General features: G+C 63.1%; 13 protein-coding genes and 1 pseudogene. 9 read left to right on the top strand and 5 right to left on the bottom strand.

Annotation, left to right across the window (positions count from 1 at the left end; all coding sequences use genetic code 11):
• On the top strand, positions 1-911 hold a 911-nt coding region (locus tag ABSG20_RS07520; RefSeq protein WP_423863868.1), incomplete at its 5' end, for a protein-glutamate methylesterase/protein-glutamine glutaminase.
• Between the two features lie 4 nt (positions 912-915).
• The gene (locus tag ABSG20_RS07515) at positions 916-2,628 is read left to right on the top strand and encodes a methyl-accepting chemotaxis protein (RefSeq protein WP_423863867.1); all 1,713 of its coding nucleotides are present in this window, start codon (positions 916-918) and stop codon (positions 2,626-2,628) included.
• 21 nt (positions 2,629-2,649) lie between these two features.
• Here ABSG20_RS07515 and ABSG20_RS07510 read toward each other — a convergent pair whose 3' ends face one another.
• Positions 2,650-3,303 (bottom strand): HAD-IA family hydrolase, encoded by a 654-nt coding sequence (locus ABSG20_RS07510; protein ID WP_423863866.1) that lies wholly within the window; start codon positions 3,301-3,303, stop codon positions 2,650-2,652.
• A gap of 115 nt (positions 3,304-3,418) precedes the next feature.
• Between ABSG20_RS07510 and ABSG20_RS07505 the strand changes: the two genes are divergently transcribed.
• The gene (locus ABSG20_RS07505; RefSeq protein WP_423863865.1) at positions 3,419-4,183 is read left to right on the top strand and encodes a S1 family peptidase; all 765 of its coding nucleotides are present in this window, start codon (positions 3,419-3,421) and stop codon (positions 4,181-4,183) included.
• Positions 4,184-4,299: 116 nt separating this feature from the next.
• A pseudogene (locus tag ABSG20_RS07500) lies at positions 4,300-5,806 on the top strand (flavin-containing monooxygenase).
• Between the two features lie 72 nt (positions 5,807-5,878).
• On the opposite strand, the gene ABSG20_RS07495 reads toward ABSG20_RS07500, so the two are convergent.
• A complete protein-coding gene (locus tag ABSG20_RS07495; RefSeq protein WP_423863864.1) occupies positions 5,879-6,988 on the bottom strand; it encodes a 2Fe-2S iron-sulfur cluster-binding protein in 1,110 nt (369 codons plus the stop codon).
• A gap of 50 nt (positions 6,989-7,038) precedes the next feature.
• Between ABSG20_RS07495 and ABSG20_RS07490 the strand changes: the two genes are divergently transcribed.
• The 3 genes from ABSG20_RS07490 (at position 7,039) to ABSG20_RS07480 (ending at position 11,919) form a co-directional block, all read left to right on the top strand.
• Entirely contained in the window at positions 7,039-7,347 is a 309-nt protein-coding gene (locus tag ABSG20_RS07490; RefSeq protein ID WP_423863863.1) for a hypothetical protein, read from the top strand.
• Between the two features lie 655 nt (positions 7,348-8,002).
• On the top strand, positions 8,003-9,955 hold the full coding sequence (locus ABSG20_RS07485; RefSeq protein WP_423863869.1) for a type I secretion system permease/ATPase: 1,953 nt from the start codon (positions 8,003-8,005) through the stop codon (positions 9,953-9,955).
• Entirely contained in the window at positions 9,952-11,919 is a 1,968-nt protein-coding gene (locus tag ABSG20_RS07480) for an HlyD family type I secretion periplasmic adaptor subunit (RefSeq protein ID WP_423863862.1), read from the top strand. The genes ABSG20_RS07485 and ABSG20_RS07480 overlap by 4 nt, the downstream gene beginning before the upstream one ends.
• A gap of 19 nt (positions 11,920-11,938) precedes the next feature.
• On the opposite strand, the gene ABSG20_RS07475 is transcribed toward ABSG20_RS07480, so the two are convergent.
• The 3 genes from ABSG20_RS07475 to ABSG20_RS07465 all read right to left on the bottom strand — a co-directional run bounded on the left by ABSG20_RS07475 (position 11,939) and on the right by ABSG20_RS07465 (position 20,835).
• On the bottom strand, positions 11,939-13,423 hold the full coding sequence (locus ABSG20_RS07475) for an HWE histidine kinase domain-containing protein (RefSeq protein ID WP_423863861.1): 1,485 nt from the start codon (positions 13,421-13,423) through the stop codon (positions 11,939-11,941).
• Between the two features lie 12 nt (positions 13,424-13,435).
• Entirely contained in the window at positions 13,436-19,717 is a 6,282-nt protein-coding gene (locus ABSG20_RS07470) for a HAMP domain-containing protein (RefSeq protein WP_423863860.1), read from the bottom strand.
• Between the two features lie 281 nt (positions 19,718-19,998).
• Positions 19,999-20,835: an MlaD family protein gene (locus ABSG20_RS07465; RefSeq protein ID WP_423863859.1), complete on the bottom strand. Its 837-nt coding sequence runs from the start codon at positions 20,833-20,835 to the stop codon at positions 19,999-20,001.
• Positions 20,836-21,064: 229 nt separating this feature from the next.
• On the opposite strand from ABSG20_RS07465, the gene ABSG20_RS07460 reads away from it, so the two are divergent.
• Together ABSG20_RS07460 and ABSG20_RS07455 are read left to right on the top strand one after the other, a co-directional pair.
• Positions 21,065-22,096 carry a TRAP transporter substrate-binding protein gene (locus ABSG20_RS07460; protein WP_423863858.1) on the top strand — a complete coding sequence of 344 codons (1,032 nt, stop codon included), beginning with the start codon at positions 21,065-21,067 and terminating at the stop codon, positions 22,094-22,096.
• Positions 22,097-22,108: 12 nt separating this feature from the next.
• The coding region (locus tag ABSG20_RS07455) for a TRAP transporter small permease (RefSeq protein WP_423863857.1) at positions 22,109-22,441 on the top strand (333 nt) is incomplete at its 3' end.

Below are 22,441 nucleotides of genomic sequence, written 5' to 3'. Positions count from 1 at the left end.
TGGACGGGATCACGTTTCTGCGCAAGATCATGGCGCAGCACCCGATTCCCGTCATCATCTGCTCGACGCTGACGGAGGAAGGCTCCGACCTGATGTTCGAGGCCTTCGAGGCGGGCGCCGTCGATATTCTGCCGAAGCCGCGCGCCGACAGCCGGCAGGCGTTGCAGGAATCCTCGGCGCGGCTGCGCGATGCGGTCAAGGCTGCCGCGCGCGCGCGCGTGCGCGTGCGCAGCGGTAGAGCGCCGCGGACGATCATCGAGCAGAAACTGACCGCGGATGTCATCATGCCACCGCCGGTCCAGGGCCGCGCCAGTCCGGTCACCGAGCGCATCGTCTGCATCGGTGTCTCCACCGGTGGCACCGAAGCGCTCCGGGAGGTGCTGGAGGTGCTGCCGCGCCGGTGTCCCGGCATTCTCATTGTGCAGCATATGCCCGGCGGCTTCACGGCGGCATTCGCCAAGCGCCTCAACAGCCTTTGCGAGGTCGACGTCAAGGAGGCCGAGGATGGCGATGTCGTCGTCCAGGGCGGCGTCTATATTGCCCCCGGCGGCCGTCATATGCTGCTGCAGCGAACCGGCCAGCGCTATCATATCGTCATCAAGGACGGGCCCCCGGTGTCGCGGCATCGCCCTTCGGCCGACGTTCTGTTCCGCTCGGCGGCGCAATATGCGGGCCGCAATGCACTGGGGATCATCATGACCGGCATGGGAGACGATGGCGCCAGGGGGCTGCTCGAAATGCGCAAGCTCGGCGCGGCGACGCGTGCCCAGGATGAGGAAAGCTGCGTCGTGTTCGGGATGCCCAAGGAAGCGATCGCGTGCGGCGCGGTGGAGAAGGTGGTTTCACTTACCCAGATTCCGAAGGAAATTCTGCTATGGCAGGATGTCCGCCTTGCTGCGCCGGCCGGATGAACAGATGACGATCGCCTGCCAGCCGGACGTAGCCGCGGAGGCGATCAGCGCCATCGAGCAGGTGGAAGGTCGTATCGAACGGGTGTTCGCGGAGGTGGGCGGTCATTTGGGGGCGGCTCACGGCATCTTCGCGGGGTTGAATTCCGGCCTGGAATCGCTGTCGAACGAGCTGTCCGGCGCGAAGATTGAAGGCGCCTCGGTCGTCTTTCAGGATGTGGCAACGCGGCTGCGCGGACTGGCCGAGGCCCTGCCTGCCGAGACGGCGTTGCTGGCTGCCATCGGCGCCAGCGCGGCGAACGCTTCCACATTGCTCAAGCACCTCCTCCAGCATATTCATTTGATCACGGTGATCGCGCGCAGCTCGAGGATCGAAGCCGCCTCGCTGGCAGGCAATCGCGACGATTTCCTGAGCTTTACCAGGGAAGCATCCGACCTGGTGGCGGCGGTCCAATCCTCGATCGTGGCCTGCGCGAAGGAGCAGCAACAGCTGGCGGTTGCGATCGGCGCGGCGCTGACCGGGCAGCAGCAATTCGAGAGGCAGTACCGCGGGCAGCTGCTTTCGGTCAGCGACGGACTGATCTCAACATTTTCGGAAATCAAGCACCTGCAACTGCGGGGCGTCGAAGTCGCCAAACTGGCGAAGGCAGGTACCTCGAAGATCGGCGAGGCAGTCGGTGTCGCGATTATTTCCCTGCAGGCCGGCGACAGTACACGGCAAAGGCTTGAACATATCCGCGCCGGGTTGCGGAAGCTGGCAGGTCCGGATCGCGGCTTGACGCGTTCGGCCGGCCCCCTGATCTGTCTGCTGCAGGCCGCCCAGCTGAAAAACACGGTGTCGGAGTTCGATGCCGACATCGGCAAGGTCAATCGTTCGCTGGCGCAGCTGTCCGCCGATTCCATCGCGGCCGTCGGGCACGGAAATTCGCTATATGGCGGCAAGAATGACAACATGGCTTCGTTTCTTGCCATCATGAAGCAGAGGCTCGCCGAGGCTTCCGTCCTGATCTCGGCATGCGGGCAGGCTAAAGCCGCGGTCGACACTTCGATCGCGGCGCTGGAACAGGTGCTGGGAGAATTTCGTATCGCCATTTCGGCGCTCGGCGAAACCATCGTCGACATCACCCTGATCGGGATGAACGCTGGCCTCAAGGCCGGCCATCTCGGCGCCAAAGGCTCCACATTCGTGGTGATAGCCAATGAGCTCCAGCAGACGGCCGACCGCATTTCAGCGGCGGCGAAGCTGCTGGAGCCGGTTCTGGCCGAGATCGGGCGATCGGCCGACAGCCTGAGGAGCCTGCGTTCGGAGGAGAAGTCGCGGGAACTTGCCGGACTTGAAGGATCGATCGCGCGGGCGGTCGAGGAAATCCGGCACGGCAACGGCAAGCTTCTTCAGCTGATGGACCACCTGACGCGCGAGAGCGTCAAATTCGAGGCGCTGATGACAGGCGCCGTCGCCACCATGGTCGGGTTGTCTGAGAAGGTCGCCGTGCTTCCGACCATCGCCGGTCGCCTCGAACAGCGCCATCGCGATCTGGTGTCGCCAGAGGATGCCCGTGAAGCGGGCGAGCCGTTCGACGAACTGTATCTTCAATATACGATGGGAGCGGAGCGCGAAGTCCATATCAGGCATTGCGACCTGTTCGGCATCCCGCACAAGCCGTCGAGATCTGCCATGGACGCGCCCAAGACGGAAGCAGAAGACGTACTGTTCTTCTAGTCAGGGATTTCGAAATTCGAATCACATCAGGCGTCGTGACGCATCGCGCAGCGCCAACCCGGTAACCGCCTCGAGTTCTGCGATGGCTTGCTGCGCATCGACCACCTTGATGGTGGTCATGCCCATCTCGCGCGCCGGTTTGAGATTGACGCCGAGATCGTCGAGGTAAACGCAGGCCCTGGGATCGACGCCGAGCGCTTCGACCATCATGCGGTAGATGCGCGGGTCTGGCTTCCTCAAGCCGATCTTGGCCGACTCGATGACGTGGTCGAACAGCACCATCACTTCCGCGATATAGAGCGACCGGCCGGTCGCGCTGCCGATCGCGTTGGCGGGCAGGTTGTTGGTGATGCAACCGGTCTTGAGCGTGGATTTCACGCGTTTGAGCGCCTCGACCATTTCGGGCCGCAGGTCGCCGGAGAGCAGCGGCAAGACGTCCCGGCCGCGAACCTCCGCGCCCAGCGCCAGCGATTCGGCTGCGAACAAGGAATCGAAGGTTTCCAGATCGATCTCGGCGCGCTCGAATCTCGCCCAGGCATTGTCCCAGTGGTTATGGGCGTTGGTGCGCCGGATGATATTGGCGGGCAGCCCGCGCTCGTGCTCGAAACGCGCAAAGGCCTCGAATGGCGATGACGTCAGCACCCCGCCAAAATCCCAGATCACCGCCTCAGGCATCGTTTCCCGTCCCGTCATTGCCAATTTGCAAGACGGCTAACATAGCGGGCTGACCTCGACCAGCGGGCAGGCGTCCCCTTGGCGCCCAGTGGGTTTGCAGGCTATGGCTTCCCTTATGAGAAGCATCCTGACCCCGGCCATGGCGCTGTCGGCGTCGCTGTTTTGCGCGCCCGCTGATGCGATCGTCGGCGGCGGCACGCCGTCGGCCGAGGGCATCGGCCGCGCGGTGGTCACCATCGTCGGCTCGCGCGGCAACTTCTGCAGCGGCGCCTTGATTGCACCCCGCCTGGTGCTGACGGTGGCGCATTGCGTGCAGAGAGGTGCGACCTACAAAATCGTCGAATACGGCGCGGACAAGCAGGCGCAGCTGCGAGAGGTCACAGCCGTCGCCATCCACCCATCCTTCAACATGCAGGCGATGCTGGCGCATCGCGCCACATCAGACGTGGCGTTGCTGCGGCTTGAAGCGCCGCCGCAGGGCAAGAATCCCGCCATTCTCGGCATGCCACAGCTTCCGCTGGTTGCCGGCAGCCGGTTTACCATCGCCGGTATCGGCGTCACCATCCGCGGCGCAGGCGAAAGCGCCGGGACCATTCGCGCGGCCTCCCTGGTTGCGACCGGCCGCCCGGGAACGTTGCAGATCAGGCTGGTCGATCCGCTCGGGCAGGGCACCCGCGCCGGGCTCGGCGCCTGTACCGGGGATTCCGGCGGGCCGGTGTTTGAGGACCGGCAGGGCGGCCCCGCCATCATCGGCGTCATCAGCTGGTCGACCGGGCCGAACGGCAGTGACGGCTGTGGCGGCCTGACCGGCGTTACGCCGCTCACGCTCTACCGCGACTGGATCGTTCAGACGGCGAAGCAGTGGGGTTTTGCGCTCTGAGGCCGGGTCAGTTGCACTGTCGCTTGGTACTTCAGGCAATTGACCTTCGCAGGCCGATCAGGCCATGAAGCATCAGTCCGCGAATGACGTGGCCCAACGAGAAGCAAGAAAAAACCATGACCGCGACCGCAACGATAACCCGTGCCACTTCCGCTGCCCGATCAGCCGAGCATTTTGACGTCCTGATCGTCGGTGCCGGTATTTCCGGCATCGGCAGCGCCTATCACCTGACGGCGCAGCTTCCAGGCACGAGCTTTGTGGTGCTCGAAAGTCAGGAAAGCTTTGGCGGCACCTGGCTCACCCACCGTTATCCCGGCATCCGCTCCGATAGCGATCTTCACACCTTCGGCTATCGCTTCAAGCCCTGGACCTCGGCGCCGATCGCGACCGCCGCGGAAATACTCTCCTATATGGGCGAGGTGATCGCCGAAAACGGCCTTGAGCCGCATATCCGTTACCTGCACCGGATTTCCTCGGCCAGCTGGTCGAGTACAACACATCTTTGGACCATCGAGGCGGTCAGGACCGACAGCGGCGAGGCTGTGAGCTTCACCGCCAATTTCCTCTGGATGTGCCAGGGCTATTACCGGCATTCGCAAGGCTATACGCCGCAATGGCAGGGGATGGAAACCTTCAAGGGCCGCATCGTCCATCCGCAAGCATGGCCTGATGATCTCGACATCGGTGGCAAAAAGGTCATCGTGATTGGCTCGGGTGCGACGGCTGCGACCCTGATCCCCGCGATCGCCGACCAATGCGGCCACGTCACCATGCTGCAGCGGTCGCCGACCTATTTCAGGACCGGCCGCAATGCCATCGAGCTGGCCGAGACGCTGCGGCAGCTTCAGGTCAAGGAGGAATGGATCCACGAGATTGTGCCGCAAGATCCTCTACGATCAGGCCACCTTTACCCGCCTTTCGTTCGAGAAGCCGGAAGCGGTCAAGAAGGACTTGCTCGACGGCATCCGCGCGGTGCTCGGTCCCGACTACGACATCGAGACCCATTTCACTCCGAAATACCGGCCGTGGCGGCAGCGCATTGCCTTTGTGCCCGAGGCCGACCTGTTCCAGGGCATCAAGAGCGGCAAGGCGTCCGTCGTCACCGACGAGATCGAGCAATTTTGCGAACAAGGCATCCTGCTGAAATCAGGCAGGATGCTCGATGCCGACATCATCATCACCGCGACCGGCTTCAATCTCAATGTGCTCGGCGACATCGCGTTCACGGTTGACGGCAAGCCGCTCGATTTCGCGCAATCCGTCACCTATCGCGGCATGATGTTCACCGGGGTGCCGAACATGGTCTGGGTGTTCGGATATTTCCGGGCCAGCTGGACGCTGCGGGCCGATCTGGTGGCGGATTTTGTCTGTCGCCTGCTCGCGCACATGAAGCGCAAGGGAGCGAACAAGGTCGTGCCGGCATTGCGGCCGCAGGACCGGGACATGCCGCTGCAATCATGGATCGATCCGGAGAATTTCAATCCCGGCTATATCATGCGCGACATGCATCTCTTACCCAGGCGCGGCGACAAGCCGGAATGGCAGCACAGCCAGGATTACTGGGCCGAGAAGGACGAGTTTCCCGCGATTGATCTCGACGACGCCGCGTTCGTCTACGATTGAAGCTGCGGCGCTGAACTGCTTGGCACTCATCCGGGGTCGCCAAGCCGTCACCGACGGCGATGGCTGCCGAACTCAGCCTGCGCGAGCGCCCCTCAATCCGGCTTGCGCCGGTTGCATCCGCCGTACCGGTCGCGCCTGTTGCGGTGCGAGCTGCGGGGTGGTCGGGGTCCGACGGCTCTGCGGATTGTTCAGCCAACCCGACAGGCGATCCATCAGGGGTATCTGATCGCCCGGCTTGTGGTTCGACTCGAACGGGTCGGAGTAGCAGCGGGCGCCGGCGGTCCGTGCGATCTTCGCCACTGCTTCGGTCATGGGTGGTGCGCCGCAGGTATAAACCACATCGTTCGCCGTCAGCGGCGGGATATGTTCGGTCGGCAGTCCAACACGGACCGCAGGCGAGACGTTCTGCGGTTCCGAGACCACCGGAATGATGGTCACGTTGGGAAATGGCGCCAGCCGGCACAGGGCTGAATGCATATAGAGGGATTGAATCTGTCTCGCCCCCACGATGATCACCATCTCGCGCTTCGGGCGTTCCATGATCGCGGCCACCGCAATCGACCACATCGGCGCGAAACCGGTGCCGCCGCCGACCATAACGATACGACCGGGATGATCCGGTCTGAAGAAGGCACTGCCGAGCGGCGCCGTTACCTTGACGCGATGGCCAACCCGGATTTCGCGACCCAGTGCGGACGAGACCAGTCCATCGGGAATGACGCGGATGTGAAAGTTCAGAATCCGGTCATCCGCATGGCCTTCCAGCGGATAGCTGGGGCTGTAACTTCTTGTCGGAAAGCCGCGGAATTGCAGATTGGCGTACTGACCGGCAAGGTAGTGCAGCGGCTTCGGCAACGTCACTTCGACTCCGATCACGTCGGCCGCGAGACGCGTCATGTCGGACACCCGCGCCGACATCGAGACCGTATCGGGGACCGGTTCGGTGACGATCTCGAGGTCGGAGACGATCCGCGCCTGGCAGGCGTGGATCATGTCGTCACCATGCTGCTGGCCGCCATAGACCCTGCCTTCAACGAGGCGCACCTTGCAGGCGCCGCAAATCCCGCTGCGGCAGTCGTGCGGCAGGTCGATCCCGTTCATCAGCGCCCAGTCGAGCACGAGGTCGCCGCGATTGGCCAGGTAGCGCTCGTTGTTCAGGATGACCTCGCAAGTCTTACCCATTACGCCACCTCAAGACGGATCGGCCGGACGTGCCGGGTGTGTCTGATTGGATGGTGATCGAAAGCCGCTACCCGCAAGAACACGCCGGTCCTGATCGCAACATCGTATGGACTGTGGGTATCGAGGCGGCGCGCCATTGGGCCGCAATTTGCGTCATCGATCCGACGCATCAGGGTCAGGTGAATGTTGTAGGTCGCAGGCCAGCTGCCCACCACGCGGCCACCAACTCTGGCGCGCGCAAAATTTCCGCGAAAGCCGTTATTGCCGCCCAACAATTCCCCGCCCCCCAAAGCGTTTCACCGAAATCGGCGAAAAATGCCTCTCCCATGCGGACAACCGGCCGCATTGCTCGTCGATAATTCGATCAGCAGGACCGGCTGAGTTGAATTATCCGCCTGACTTCCAAAGTCCGAGGGATGCGAAGCGCCTCTGGAAGACATACCGGTGCGTCATTGTTGGAGGACGTGGTGACCGTGTTGCTGCAACCCGGGAGCTTTCCAACGGTGCAGGTCGATTGCCGTCGGCCGGTTGCTGCCAGCGCCCTGACAGCCTCATGGTGAGCTTGAGCCATTTTTTCCCCTCATTCAGCGATTGTATCGATAAGCGCTGCGCTTTCTGCGGAGTGAACAATCGTTTACCTTCGTGGCGCCAATTTGCCGACAACGGGGCCAATAGGCGCGGAAGCAAGGTGATAGGCGGACGAATTCATGATGCCAAATTCACGGCGTGGATGGCAGCGCGCTTCTTGAGATACCCGTGCCGTCGATCACGAGGGCATCACCGCCGCCGATTTCGCGCGCGGCGCACGCCGCCTCTGACCACTGATCATTAGGAATCTCGCGCCGTGTTCGGGCGCCGGCGGGCCGGCCCCGTCGTCGACAGAATCGGCGCTGGTCGCATTGTCGCCAGAAAATGGTCCGGATCGCCTGTCAGGAACGCTGCGGTCGCCGATGGCCATCGGTGCCTTGAGGGAAAGCGAACTGCATGAGTGCTGCTCGGAGTCATCCGCAAAAAATGCCGTCGCCCGGGATAGCCGGGATAGCAAGTTTCTTGTCCCCCGACGGGCCCGAGGATCTGGTGGGACTGCGGCTGCGCGAGAGCGCGCGGCGCATGGTCGGCATCGCCGTGTTCAGCGGCGTGATCAATCTCCTGGCGCTGTCGGGTTCTCTTTATATGTTGCAGGTTTATGATCGGGTGCTTCCGAGCCGCAATCTCGCGACCTTGGTGGGCCTCTCGCTGATGGTGCTGGTGGCCTACCTGGCGCAGGGATATTTCGACGCCCTGCGCTCGCGCATGTTGTGCCGGGTGGCGACAATGTTCGACGCCGGCCTGCAGGAATCGATCCACACGGCGCTTGCCACTCTGCCGCTTCGCGGCGTCAAACCCGTGCTGATGCAGCAACCTTTGCGCGATCTGGACCAGGTGCGTGCGTTCATGTCGAGCATGGGGCCGACGGCGTTCCTGGACATGCCCTGGATTCCGATCTTCCTCATAGGGCTGTTTCTGTTTCATCCGTTGATCGGCTTGACCGCCGTGATCGGAACGCTTTCGATCATCTCGATGACGCTTTTGACCGAGCGCCTGTCGAAAGGTGCGGCCAAGGCTGCGATGGAGACCAGCGCCCAGCGCCAGGTGCTGGCCGATGCCACGCAACGCAACGCCGAGGTCATTCGGGCGCTTGGCATGATGGATCGCTTCACCGTGCGCTGGTCGCAGGCCAATGAGCGCTATTTGCGCGAGAACGTCCGCGCCACCGACGTGTCTGCCAATCTCGGCTCCGGTGCAAAAGTGATGCGCTTCGTGCTGCAATCGGGGATGTTGGGCATGGGGGCGTATCTGGTGGTCTCCGACAAGGGGTCGGGCGGCATCATGATCGCTTCGTCGATCCTGATGGGCCGCGCTCTGGCGCCTGTTGAGGTTGCGCTCGGCACCTGGAAGCAGCTGATCGCCGCCCGTCAGAGCCTCCTGCGCCTTCGCGATATCTGCAAGGTTACCGCGAAGCCTGCTGCGCCGCCGGTGGTGTTGCCGCGTCCCAGCCGCGAGTTTTCGGTACAGGATCTTTCGGTCGCCGCACCCGGTACGGCAAGGCCGCTGGTTTCGAATATTTCCTTTACCCTCACAGCCGGCACTGGACTGGCCCTGCTTGGTGCGAGTGCGTCGGGCAAGACGTCGCTCTCGAAGGCGCTGGTCGGAATCTGGCCGAGCCAGCAAGGCGTGGTGCGGCTCGATGGCGCCGCGCTCGATCAATGGCGAAACGAGGATCTCGGCCGCTATGTTGGCTATCTGCCTCAGGATGTCGCGCTGTTCGACGGCACCGTCGCCGAAAACATCTGTCGTTTCGATACTGAGGCGACCTCCGACGCCATCCTGAAGGCCGCGCAGATCGCGGGCGTTCACGACATCATCTTGCGCTTGCCCGAGGGATACGCGACCCGAATCGGCGAGGGCGGCATGTCGCTGTCGGCGGGACAGCGGCAGCGAGTGGGACTTGCGCGAGCGGTGTTCGGCGACCCGTTCCTGATCGTGCTCGATGAGCCCAATGCCAATCTGGATGCCGAAGGTGAGAACGCTTTGACCCGCGCCATCGCGATCCTGCGTCACCTGAAATGCATCGTCATCGTCATATCGCACCGCCCCAGCGCACTGGCCGCGCTGAATATGGCGATGGTGCTCTACGACGGTAAGGTGATCGCGTTCGGCCCGAGCCAAGAGGTATTTGCGCGTGTTCGCTCCGGGGCGCCACAGGTTGCGGCACCAACGCAAGGGGCCCCGCAAGTGGCAGCAGCGTCCCAAGTTGCAGCGGCACCGAAAGTTGGGGCGCCGCCGCAAGCCTCGGCGCCGCCACGAGTCGCGGCGCAGCCACGAGCCGCGGCGCCGCCACGGGCCGCGGCGCCACCGCAAGCCGCGGCGGCGCCAATTGCCAGGGCAGCGCGCCGCGCGCCAATTGCCGAGAGGGCCCGCTCATGAAACCGAAAGACCTTACACCTTATGATGATGAGGCCGAGTTGCGCTTTATCGGTGAGCCGCGCAGCCAGGCAGCAGGCCCGCAAGGCAAGGCGCTGATTCTCGAATTGCAGCGGCTCCGGGAGGCCTTCGATCAAGAGGACCCGCATAGAGCGCAGGCGCGCCATGCTTCCCGCGACCGCGTCCGTCCGTCCCGCGATCGCGTGAATTCGGCCGGATCCAAGCGGCAGCGCAAGCCGAAGCGAAAAGGCACGATCGGGCGGGCCATTGATGTCTGTCTCGAACAATTTGGATTGAACGCGCCCGTGCCCATCGCGCCGACAGGCGTGCAGCGGCGCGAGCCGGACATTGAGATGCCGCCGCGCCAACTCCGGAAAGCCCCGCTTAACCCGGGACCGGGGAATGGGAGGAGAGCGGTCCGGCAGCCCCCGAAAGTGGGCAACGACCGTCCACCGGCGGCAACCATCAACGGTCCATCGGCGCCCCCTGAACATCAATCGACGCCTGCTGCTCCCGGGGTCAATCTTCCGGCGCGGGTCCGCGGGGTGCAGCCCGAAACCACCTTCGGTCGGTTGATCGGCAAGGGCCGCAACTCCGTGATCGCCGGCGTTTCCTTTCTCGTGCATCGCGACGCCTTGGCCGACAATGATAATGTGCCGGGTGAGAGCCTGACGTCACGGACCGGACGCGCCTTCGAGAACGAGTTGCGGAGGGGGCTTCGGGTTCTCATCATTGCCACGGTATTGGGCGGTGGCTGGCTCACCTTCGTGCCCTTGGCGGGCGCGGTCGTGGTTCCCGGTACGCTGGTAGTTCAATCGAACGTCAAGAGCATCCAGCACCCGACCGGCGGAGTGGTGGCGGAGATCGCTGTCCATAACGGCATGCGGGTAAACGCCGGCGACTTGCTGGTGCGGCTCGATGCCACCCAGGCGCAGGCCAACCTGCAGACCGTGAGCAAGCAGCTCGATGAAGCACGGGTGCGGATTGCGCGACTGGTTGCCGAGCGCGACGGCCTGCCCGAACCGGAGGTTCCGGCTGAATTGGCGGGGCGCCTGAACAACAGTGAAATCAAATCGCTGATGGCATCGGAGGAGTCGCTTTTCAAGGCCCGCGCCAATGTGTTTCGAAGCCAGAAGGACCTCTCGCAGAGCAAGGTCTCGCAACTCGGCCAGGAGATTTCAGGCCTGGATTCCCAGGTCGAGTCCAAGGGAAAGGAGCTCGACCTGATTACCAGTGAACTGGCAGGCGTCCAGGAACTGTACGACAAGCGCCTCGTTCCGCTGACCCGGCTGACGACCTTGCAGCGCGACCGCGCGCGCATTGAAGGCGAACGCGGGCAATTGACGTCGACCATCGCCGAGACAAAATCAAAGATCGGCGAGGCGCAGTTGCAGATCGTCAAGCTGGATCAGGACTTTCGTAACGAGGTCGTGAAGGATCTCAGCGAAACCCAGGGCAAGGAAGCCGAACTCGTGCAGAAAGCCGTCTCCGCCCAGGATGTCATCGATCGGATCGAAGTCCGCGCACCGACGTCGGGACTGGTCCACCAGCTCGCTGCCCACACCATCGGGGGCGTCGTAAAGGCCGGCGATACGATCATGGAAATCGTGCCCGATTCCGACGACTTGCAGATCGAGGCGAAGCTCGATCCCAAGGATATCGATCAGGTACGCACCGGCCAGAAGGCCTTCGTCCGCTTCTCGGCCTTCAATGCGCGGGTGACGCCGCAGGTCGCCGGTGAGGTAGCTTATATATCGGCCGACATCAGCCACGATCAAGCGAACGCTCCGCCCTTCTATACCGTCAGGGTGACGCTACCCGAGGAAGAACGCCGCCGGCTGGCTGGCGAGCAGCTCGTCTCGGGCATGCCCGCGGAGGTCTTCATGCAGACCGGCAGCCGGACCATGCTGAGCTACCTGTTCAAGCCGATCATGGAGCAGCTCGGGCGCGCCTTCGTCGAGCGGTAAGTTCGCAGGCTGTCGAACACTAGCCCAGGCGGTTGCCGTTGACGGCCAGAGTTTGCCGATTGCCCGTTTCCGGTGTTGCGACATCCGGCGTCAGGGGAACGGACAGCCGGCATATCAGGCCTTCGGAGCGCCAGTCGAACTCGGCCTGTCCTCCGAGTTGCGACTCGATGCTGGCGATCACGCTTCTGGTTCCGAAGCCGCGCGTTGCAGGCTTCTCGACCAGCGGGCCGTCTTTCTCTTCCCACAGCATGTGCAAGATATCGTCCTGGATATCCCAGTTGAGGGAAAGGCGGCCGGCTCGCGTTGACAGGGCGCCGTACTTCGCCGAATTGGTGACCAGCTCGTGCAGCGCCAGCGCCAGCGTTTGCGCGGTCGCGGGCTGCAGCCGGATATCGGTGCCGTGCAAAGCGATCTGATCGCCGGTCGCATAGGGGGCGAGTTCCTCATCGACCAGCTTGCCGATTTCCGCGCCCTGCCAGCTCGACAGCGATAGGATGGTGTGGACCCGCGCCAGGGCGCTGATCCGACCCTCCACGGCACGAATATAGGCCTTTACGGTTTCGCCTCGCGTCAGCCGGACAATGGACTGCGCCAACGCCAGCGCGTTCTTGGCGCGGTGATCAACTTCCCGAGCCAGTAGGGTCTGGCGCTCTTCGGCGCGCTTGCGTTCGGTGATATCGACGGTGACGCCGCTGACGCGCACCACACGGCCTGATTTGTCGGTGGTTGCGGCGGCCGTGCCGACACACCAGCGAATTTCGCCGTCCGGCCGGTTGATGCGGAATTCCACTTCATATGACCTCGCGCCCTTGGCGAACTGCGCGATGGCCTGACGCAATTCGTCAATATCATCCGGATGAAGCAAGGCCTGAACGCTTGCCGGCGTTACCACGAAGTTTTTCGGATCGACCCCGAAAATGCGGAATTGTCCAGCGTCCCACATGCAGTCCCCGCTGACCCAGTCCCAGTCCCAGGAACCCATACTGCCTGCCGCCAGCGCCAGGCTACGGCGCTGTTCGCTTTCCATCAGCCTCGCATTGGATTCCTGCAGCTCCGCCGTGCGCGCTCTGACGCGGTTTTCCAGCTCGGCGTTGAACCGTTCCAGCTGCCGGCTCTTGCGATAGAGCTCGGCGAACACCCTGATCTTGGCCCGCAATACCTCGGGAATCACCGGCACCGGAACGTAGTCCACCGCCCCCATCGCATAGCCGCGAAGGCGGTCCAGATCGCTGACCTGAATGGCGGAGATGAAGATCATCGCCGTATTCTGGAATCGGGGGTGCTCGCGGATCATGGCAGCCAATTCGAAGCCATCCAGTTCCGGCATGCAAACGTCGACCAGGATAACCGCAACTTCGTTTCTGAGCAGGTATTCGAGCGCTTCCCGGCCCGAGGCGGTGAAGACGAGATTTTCACCAAGCTCCTTGAGAATGACCTCGTAGGCGAGCAGCTTGGCCGGCTGATCATCGACCAAAAGGATATTTACCTTTTCATGGTCCGTCATCGAATGCACCGGTCAGCGATGTAGCCACAAGCGTATCGCCAGCAGCAACTGCTCCGTGTTGACCGGTTTGGCCAGATAATCGGAAGCGCCTGCCTCGAGGCATTTCTCGCGGTCTCCCTTCATGGCCTTTGCGGTAAGGGCGATGATGGGAAGCCGGCGGAATACCGGATTTTCGCGAATAGCGCCGATGGTCTGATAACCGTCCATCTGCGGCATCATGATGTCCATCAGCACGATTGCAATATCGGGATTCGATTCGACCAGCGCCACCGCTTCCTTGCCGGTCGTAGCGGTGAGCACGTTCATGCCCCGCCGCTCCAGCACGCTCGATAGCGCGAAGATGTTGCGGGCGTCGTCATCGACCAGAAGCGCGGTGCGGCCGACCAGGTCCTCGTCCGAACTGTTGAGCTTTTCGAGCATGCGCTGCTTCTCGATCGGCAGCGCGGTGATCACCCGGTGCAGAAACAATGCGGTCTCGTCCAGCAGGCGCTCGGGCGATTCGACGCCCTTGACCACGATGCTGCGGGCCATCGTGTGCAACTCGGCATCCTCTTCGGCCGAAAGCTCGCGGCCGGTGAACACCACCACCGGCACGTTCGACAGCGCGGCATCGCCGCGGATGCGGTCAAGTACCTCGAATCCGCTCATGTCGGGCAGCCGCAGGTCGAGTACCACGCAATCGCACGGGCTCTCCCGCAGCGTGGTGAGCGCTCCGGCGCCGGTGTCGGTGGTGAGGATCTCGATATCATTGTGGTCGAGCAGCTCTCTGATGCTCATCTGCTCCGCCACGTCGTCCTCCACGATCAGGAGACGCTTGCGGCGGGGTCTGGCGTACTCCCTGATCTGCGACAGCGCGGCGCTGACCCCTTCCGTGGTGGTCGGCTTGTTGACAAAGGAGAACGCGCCGCGCGCCAGTGCGTGCTGGCGGTCCTCGTCCAGCGTGATGATCTGGACCGGAATGTGCCGCGTCAGAGGATTGTGCTTCAGTTGGCTGAGTACCGTCCAGCCCAGCATGTCGGGCAGGAAGACATCGAGCGACACGGCGGTAGGCTGGAACTGCTTGGCAAGGTCCAGCGCCTCCGCACCCCGAGCCGCGACCAGAACCTTGAAGCCCTTGTCGCGGGCCAGATCGACCAGCACGCGCGCATAATGCGGGTCGTCCTCGACGACGAGCAGAATGCTGTCGCCCGGTTCGAGATTGAGCCGGTCGTCCGGCAACTGCTCGATGACGCGCTCCTGCGTCGCGGCCGATGGCACCGGCGGCGGACTATATTGCGGCGATGCGCTGACCCGCGGAGCCACCGTCGGCCCGGAATACTTCAAGGGCAGATAGAGGACGAAGGTGCTGCCTTTTCCGGGCGCGCTTTGCAGATGAATTTCGCCGCCGAGCAGGCTCGCCAGTTCGCGGCTGATCGCCAGCCCAAGCCCGGTGCCGCCATATTTGCGGCTGGTGCCGGCATCGGCCTGCTGAAATGCCTCGAAGATCAGCTTCTGCTTCTCCGAGGGAATGCCGATGCCGGTATCGGAAACCTCGAAGGCGATCACCGCGGGCGCATGGTTGAGGACCGGATGCTCGGCGCTCCAGCCGCCCGAAGCCGCCGCAACCCCGAGGCGCACGCCGCCCTCGGCGGTGAACTTGAAGGCGTTCGACAACAGATTTTTCAATACCTGCTGCAGGCGCTTGGAGTCGGTGACGATGCTGCGCGGCAGGTTGGGATCGACCTCGATGTTGAAGGACAGCTGACGATTTTCCGCCTCGTGCCGGAACGGACGCCCCACGGTTTCAAGCAGGTTGGATGTCAGTATTTCCTCCGCGTCCACCGTCACGGTTCCAGATTCGATCTTGGACAGGTCGAGAATGTCACTGATCAGGTTCAACAAATCAGTGCCGGCGCCATGAATGGTCCGGGCAAATTCGACCTGCTTGGGCGACAGATTGCCGTCGGGATTTTCGCCGAGCTGCTGGCCCAGAATCAATATGCTGTTGAGCGGCGTTCGCAGCTCGTGCGACATGTTGGCAAGGAATTCGGACTTGTACTTCGATGTCAGCGAAAGCTCGGTCGCCTTCTCTTCCAGCGCGCGCCGCGCCTGTTCGATTTCCTGGTTCTTGCGTTCCACCTCGACGTTGCGTTCGGCCAGCTGCTGGGCCTTCTGCTCGAGCTGCTCGTTGGTCTGCTGCAGCTCTTTCTGCTGGGTCTGCAGCTCGCCTGCGAGCTGTTGGGATTGCTTCAGCAGTCCTTCCGTCTGCATCGTTGCCTCGATCGAGTTGAGCACGATGCCGATGCTGTCGGTGAGTTGTTCAAGAAAGGTCATTTGCGAAGTGGTAAAGGCGCCGACCGAAGCCAGCTCGATGACGGCCTTGACCTGGTTCTCGAACAGCACCGGCAGCACGACGAGGTTCTTCGGGACCACCCGCAGCAGCGCCGAATTGATCGGAGCCACATCGCTCGGGATGTCCGATACCAGCCGCTGGCGCTTGTCCATCGCGCATTGCCCGACCAGCCCTTCGCCGATTTGCACGATCTGCGAATGCGGATGGATGCCGTCGCCGGCGTAGGCTGAAAGCAGGCGCAACTGCGGGCTGTCCTCGTTTTCGACCTGATAGATGACGCCCATATGGGCATTGACCAGCGGCGTCAGTTCGGTCAGCAGCAGCCGGCCGACCGTGGTCAGGTCGCGCTGGCCCTGCAGCATGTTGGTGAATCTGGCGAGGTTGGTCTTGAGCCAGTCCTGCTCGGTATTGACGTCGGTGGTGAGCCGCAGATTGCCGATCATCGTATTGATGTTGTCCTTGAGCTCCGCGACCTCGCCCCTGGCGTCGACCTGGATCGAACGGGTGAGGTCGCCTTTTGTCACCGCGGTCGCAACTTCCGCGATCGCGCGCACCTGCGATGTCAGATTGGCGGCCAGCAGGTTGACGTTGCCGGTCAGATCCTTCCAGGTTCCGGCGGCGCCGGGCACGTTGGCCTGACCGCCGAGACGGCCTTCGACGCCGACCTCGCGCGCCACGCTCGAGACCTGGTCGGCGAATGTCGCGAGCGTCTCGGTCATGTTGTTGATGGTGTCGGCCAGCGCTGCGACTTCGCCCTTCGATTTCACCGTCAGATTTTGTTTGAGGTCGCCGTTGGCGACCGCGGTCACAACCTTGACGATGCCGCGCACCTGTTCGGTCAGGTTGGCAGCCATGAAGTTCACGGTGTCGGTCAGGTCCTTCCAGGTGCCGGCCACGCCGGGAACCTGCGCCTGTCCGCCGAGCTTGCCCTCGGTGCCGACCTCGCGCGCCACCCGCGTCACCTCGCCCGCGAACGCGTTCAACTGGTCGACCATGGTGTTGATGGTATTCTTGAGTTCGAGGATCTCGCCCTTGACGTCGACGGTAATCTTGCGCGACAGGTCGCCGCGCGCCACCGCGGTGGTGACTTCGGCGATGTTGCGCACCTGGGTCGTGAGGTTGGCGGCGAGCAGATTGACGTTGTCTGTCAGATCTTTCCAGGTGCCGCCGACGCCGGGCACCACGGCCTGGCCGCCCAGCCGGCCTTCGGTACCGACTTCACGCGCCACCCGCGTCACTTCGGCGGCGAACGAGCGCAGCTGCTCAACCATCGTATTCAGGGTGTCCTTGAGCAGCAGGATTTCGCCGCGTACGTCGACCGTGATTTTTTTCGAAAGATCGCCGCCCGCGATCGCGGTCGCGACTTCGGCGATGTTGCGAACCTGCGCGGTCAAATTCGACGCCATGAAGTTGACGTTGTCGGTGAGGTCCTTCCAGGTGCCGGCGACCTCCGGCACTTCGGCCTGGCCGCCCAGTTTGCCTTCGGTGCCGACTTCGCGCGCCACCCGTGTCACCTCCGAGGCGAAGGCGTTGAGCTGGTCGACCATGGTGTTGATGGTGTTCTTGAGTTCGAGAATCTCGCCCTTGACGTCCACGGTGATCTTGCGCGACAGGTCGCCGCGCGCCACCGCGGTGGTGACTTCGGCGATGTTGCGGACCTGGGCGGTCAGGTTGCCCGCCATCGAGTTGACGCTGTCGGTCAGATCCTTCCAGGTGCCGGCCACGCCCGGGACGTTGGCCTGGCCGCCAAGGCGGCCTTCGGTTCCCACCTCGCGCGCCACGCGCGTCACCTCACCGGCGAAGCGGTTGAGCTGATCGACCATGGTATTGAGGGTCTCCTTCAGCTGCAGGATTTCGCCGCGCACGTCGACGGTGATCTTGCGCGACAGGTCGCCGCCGGCGATCGCGGTCGCGACCTCGGCGATGTTGCGAACCTGGGCCGTCAGGTTGCCGGCCATCGAATTGACGCTGTCGGTCAGGTCTTTCCAGGTGCCGGCCACGCCGGGCACCACCGCCTGGCCGCCGAGCTTGCCGTCGGTGCCGACTTCGCGCGCCACGCGGGTGACCTCCCCGGCAAAGGCGTTGAGCTGGTCGACCATGGTGTTCAGCGTCTCCTTCAGCTGCAGGATCTCGCCCGACACGTTGACCGTGATCTTTTTCGACAGGTCGCCCTTTGCCACCGCGGTCGCAACCTCGGCGATGTTGCGGACCTGGCCGGTCAGATTGGAGGCCATCGAGTTGACGCTGTCGGTCAGATCTTTCCAGGTGCCGGCGACGCCGCGCACCAGGGCCTGGCCGCCGAGCTTGCCTTCGGTCCCGACCTCGCGCGCGACGCGGGTGACCTCGCCGGCGAAAGCGTTGAGCTGGTCGACCATGGTATTGATGGTGTTTTTCAGTTCGAGGATTTCACCGCGGACGTCGACCGTGATCTTCTTGGAAAGGTCGCCATTGGCGACCGCGGTCGTCACTTCCGCGATGTTGCGAACCTGGGCCGTCAGGTTGCTCGCCATCGAGTTGACGCTCTCGGTCAGATCCTTCCAGGTGCCGGCGACGCCGAGCACGTTGGCCTGGCCGCCCAGCCTGCCATCGGTACCGACCTCGCGCGCCACCCGGGTGACTTCGCCCGCGAACGCATTCAACTGGTCGACCATCGTATTGAGCGTTTCCTTGAGCTGCAGGATTTCGCCTGACACGTTCACGGTGATCTTCTTGGAAAGGTCGCCGCCGGCGATCGCGGTTGCGACATCGGCGATGTTGCGGACCTGCGCGGTGAGGTTGCTCGCCATGAAATTGACGTTGTCGGTGAGGTCCTTCCAGGTGCCGGCGACGCCGGGCACCTGGGCCTGGCCGCCGAGCTTGCCCTCGGTGCCGACCTCACGGGCGACGCGGGTGACTTCCGAGGCAAATGAATTAAGCTGATCGACCATCGTATTGATGGTGTCCTTCAGTTCCAGAATTTCGCCGCGGACGTCCACCGTGATCTTGCGCGACAGGTCGCCACGTGCAACCGCGGTAGTGACGTTGGCGATATTGCGGACCTGCGCGGTCAGGTTGCCGCACATGGCATTGACCGAATCAGTCAAGTCCTTCCAGGTGCCGGCGACGCCGGGCACGATCGCCTGCCCGCCCAGCTTGCCATCGGTACCGACCTCGCGGGCAACGCGGGTGACTTCCGATGCAAACGAGCGCAACTGGTCCACCATGGTGTTGATGGCTTCCTTCAATTGAAGAATCTCGCCGCGGACGTCGACGGTGATTTTCTTGGAGAGGTCGCCATTGGCGACCGCGATGGTGACCTCGGCAATGTTTCGAACCTGGCCGGTAAGATTGTTGGCCATGGAATTGACGCTCTCGGTCAAATCCTTCCAGACGCCGGTCACCTCGGGCACCTGGGCCTGGCCGCCGAGTTTGCCCTCCGTTCCGACCTCGCGGGCGACGCGCGTGACTTCGGAGGTGAACACGCTGAGCTGCTTGATCATGGTGTTGACGATGGTCGCCGACTGCAGGAATTCGCCGCCCAGCGGGCGGCCGTCGACATCGAGCTGGACCGTCTGCAACAGATCTCCCTGCGCGACAGCGGCGACCGCCCGGGTGACCTCACGCGTCGGCCAGAGCAGATCATCGATCAAGGTATTGACCGAAGCCTCCATGTCGGCCCAGGAGCCAGAGGCCAGCCCGAACCTGACGCGCTGACGGGTCTTGCCTTCGCGGCCGACAACTTGTCCGACACGCTCGAGTTGCTGTGCCATGCGCTGGTTGGCCGCGACGATTTCATTGAAGGTATCGGCGATTTTTCCCTCGATCCCGAGGTGGTCGCCCGTCATCCGTACCGAGAAGTCACCACTGCGCATCGCCTGCAGCGCGTGCAGCAATTGCTGCGAAGGATCCTGCTTGCCGTTGGCGCCAGGTTTGACTTTGCTGCGGCGCCGGGTCGATGGCGCGGCGGGGTGGAGATCAGTCATGGCGTCACCTTTAAGCCTCAATGGCGCTCGAACGTTAAGCACCTGGGAGCCGGCTGTCGGGCCCATAAAATCGTGCCGCCGCTCCCTTAGCAAGGGAAATACATCAGCTATTACAGATCGTTAGCTCAAATAATTGGAAATGAGGGAATCAATTCCGGAACTCGGCTTTTGTTCCGGGCAGGTGCAAACTTATTCATCGCTCCGGTGTTCTTCCCGCGTCGTGGGTAACGGCAATTGGAACCGGCGCATTGCCGCCGTTGGGCGGGCGATCGAACGAAACCTCACGGCCGCGTTTGCACCGGCTTTCGTGGCGGCGCCGGGACAGCGTCGCCTGCGCCTGCGGGCTCGAACTTGCGGGTCACTTTGACCGCGGCCTCACTGATGTCCTGCAGCGAATGGCGGCCTTCCTCCATCAAGGCGCCCGAGCGTTTGTTGAAGCTCTCCGCCAGCTCGCGAATCGACTTGACCTTCTGAAACAGCTGATCGGCGCTGCCGTTCGCCATGCCGGGCACGATGCTGTCGATCTTGCCGACGATGCTGTCGAAGCTGTCGAAGGCGTCGTCGGCCTTGCGGATCATCCCGTCGATGGCCTCGCTTTTGGTTGCCAGCGACGCCGTGTCGGTCTCGAAATTGCGCAGCGTAGTCTTCAGCGTCGCCTGGTTGCTGACGAGGAATCGGTCGACATTGTGCAGGGTGTCGCGGACCGATTGGATTTCAGTGAGATCGGCGGTCAGCGTCGGAATGCCGTCGGCGTCCAGCGGCACCCGCGGCGCGGCCGCCGCGCCGCCGGTCAGGGATATCGCCGCCAGCCCGGTGAGCCCCTGGAATTCCAGTCCCACGATGGTGTCCTTGCGGATCGGGGCGCTGTTGTCCACCCTGGCAAGGACGACAATCCGGCGCGGGCTGTCCAGTTTGAGCGACGTGACCTCGCCCACCTGAACACCATCGAAGTTGACGCTGCCGCCCTTTTGCAGGCCATCGGCGGAGCCTTCGAAAACGATGCGAAGCGGGCCTTGCTGCCGCAGGCTGTGGACCTTGCGAAAGCCAAGCAGGCCGATAACCGCCGCGGCCGTGATCACGAGCGCCGCTGATCCGATGACGAGGTTGCTCGTCCGCATGTTGCTCCTGAAATCCGAAAGAGGATGCGCCGGGCTGAGATCCGACGCATCCCCGATTGTACGGTCAAAGCCGGATCGGCGAAAGGCCGATGCGGCAGCGCCAAGGCCCGGCCGGATGCCACGCCCTTGCGCGGGACTTCCCTTTAGACATACATTTGTGACCAAGTTCATGGCGAAAAGCCCCAATCAACAATAGCGGCAGCCAAAAAAGCGTACCGGAGGAACCATCATGAAGCCCGCGCCCGTCAGCCGCCGCGTGTTCCTGGAATGGTCGAAGGCAGCGACCGCGGGGCTTATCTTGTCGCCTGCCTTGACAGGGCGTGCACAGGCCGCGGCCATCAGGCTCAAATTGTCGTCCTCGCTGCCTAACGACGCCAAATATGCCAACGGCCGCGTCTATTACGACAACCTCTTAAAAAACCTGAAAGCGAACGGGCTCGGTGAACAGGTCGAAGTCACATTCTTCCCCGACAACCAGCTCGGCCAGGAAATCGACGTCATCAATTCCGTCAAGCTGGGGGTGATCGACCTGATGGTGTCGGGCTCGTCGATCTCGGCCAATCTGGTTCCGCTGGTCGGGACTTTTGATCTTGGCTATCTGTTTTCGAGCTTTCCGCAACAGACCAGGGCTTTCGACGCGGGAGCCGCTAGGCCGATCGAGCAGGCTCTGCTCAAGGGTGCCAATATCAGGATCATCGCATGGGCGTATAATTTCGGCGCCCGCAGCGTGCTTGCGAAGAAGCCCGTCAAGACGCCGGAAGATCTGGCCGGCCTGAAGATAAGAACGCTGCCCAATCCCGTCATCACCGAATGTCTGCGCCTGATGGGCGCCGCCGCGACGCCGCTGGCATTTGGTGAAATCTATTCGGCGCTGCAAGCCGGCGTGCTCGACGGGCTCGAACATGACCCGCCGACGATCCTCGCCAGCAAGTTCTACGAAACCTCGAAAAATTACGCGCTGACGCAGCATATCTTCTCGCCGCTGGCGGTCTACTTCAGCGATGCGACCTTCAACCGGATGGATCCGAAGCTGCGCGAGGGATTCCTCGATGCCGCGACAAAGGCGGCCGCGGATACGCGCGTCCACGGCCTCACGGTCGAGAAGGAGGCGCTCGCGCTCCTGGTCGACAAAGGCGTGACGGTAATCCAATGCGACAAGGAGGCCTTCCGCAAGCGGGTGCTTCCTCAAACCGACAATTTCGTTAAAGTCCACCCCGAGGCCAAGGCCGTCGTAGATATGATCCGCGCGACCCAGGCTTGAGAGAACGGGCGGATGGCGGGTGCCGCGACTTCGCAGAGCGGCCGCCACCGGACCATCGCCGCGCTGCTTGCGCTGAGCGACGCCACGGCTGCGATCCTTCTCGCCGCCGACCTGCTGGTGGTCTGCGGTTCGGTATTGCTGCGGTTTGTGTTCAATGCCCCGGTCGAGTGGGCCGACGATGTGGCCCGCGGCCTCATGGTCGGATCGAGTTTCTTCGGCGCCGCCAGCGCGGTTGCCCGCCGCGAGAATCCGGGCGTGGCATTTTTCATCGACCGGCTGCCGAGCGGGGTCCGGCGCGTCGTTGAATCCACGGGCGCGGGGCTGGTGAGCCTGATTGCGGCCACC

The sequence above is a fragment of the Bradyrhizobium sp. genome, assembly GCF_049512235.1.
Taxonomy (GTDB): domain Bacteria; phylum Pseudomonadota; class Alphaproteobacteria; order Rhizobiales; family Xanthobacteraceae; genus Bradyrhizobium.
This window is presented reverse-complemented; position numbering and strand designations above follow the sequence as displayed.

Bases quoted from the DNA above. Each gene is read 5' to 3' on its own strand.
- ABSG20_RS07465 (WP_423863859.1), bottom strand. From the start codon at position 20,835: ATGCGGACGAGCAACCTCGTCATCGGATCAGCGGCGCTCGTGATCACG.
- ABSG20_RS07460 (WP_423863858.1), top strand. From the start codon at position 21,065: ATGAAGCCCGCGCCCGTCAGCCGCCGCGTGTTCCTGGAATGGTCGAAG.
- ABSG20_RS07495 (WP_423863864.1), bottom strand. From the start codon at position 6,988: ATGGGTAAGACTTGCGAGGTCATCCTGAACAACGAGCGCTACCTGGCC.
- ABSG20_RS07490 (WP_423863863.1), top strand. From the start codon at position 7,039: ATGGTGATCGAAAGCCGCTACCCGCAAGAACACGCCGGTCCTGATCGC.
- ABSG20_RS07505 (WP_423863865.1), top strand. From the start codon at position 3,419: ATGAGAAGCATCCTGACCCCGGCCATGGCGCTGTCGGCGTCGCTGTTT.
- ABSG20_RS07470 (WP_423863860.1), bottom strand. From the start codon at position 19,717: ATGACTGATCTCCACCCCGCCGCGCCATCGACCCGGCGCCGCAGCAAA.
- ABSG20_RS07480 (WP_423863862.1), top strand. From the start codon at position 9,952: ATGAAACCGAAAGACCTTACACCTTATGATGATGAGGCCGAGTTGCGC.
- ABSG20_RS07510 (WP_423863866.1), bottom strand. From the start codon at position 3,303: ATGCCTGAGGCGGTGATCTGGGATTTTGGCGGGGTGCTGACGTCATCG.
- ABSG20_RS07475 (WP_423863861.1), bottom strand. From the start codon at position 13,423: ATGACGGACCATGAAAAGGTAAATATCCTTTTGGTCGATGATCAGCCG.
- ABSG20_RS07515 (WP_423863867.1), top strand. From the start codon at position 916: ATGACGATCGCCTGCCAGCCGGACGTAGCCGCGGAGGCGATCAGCGCC.
- ABSG20_RS07485 (WP_423863869.1), top strand. From the start codon at position 8,003: ATGCCGTCGCCCGGGATAGCCGGGATAGCAAGTTTCTTGTCCCCCGAC.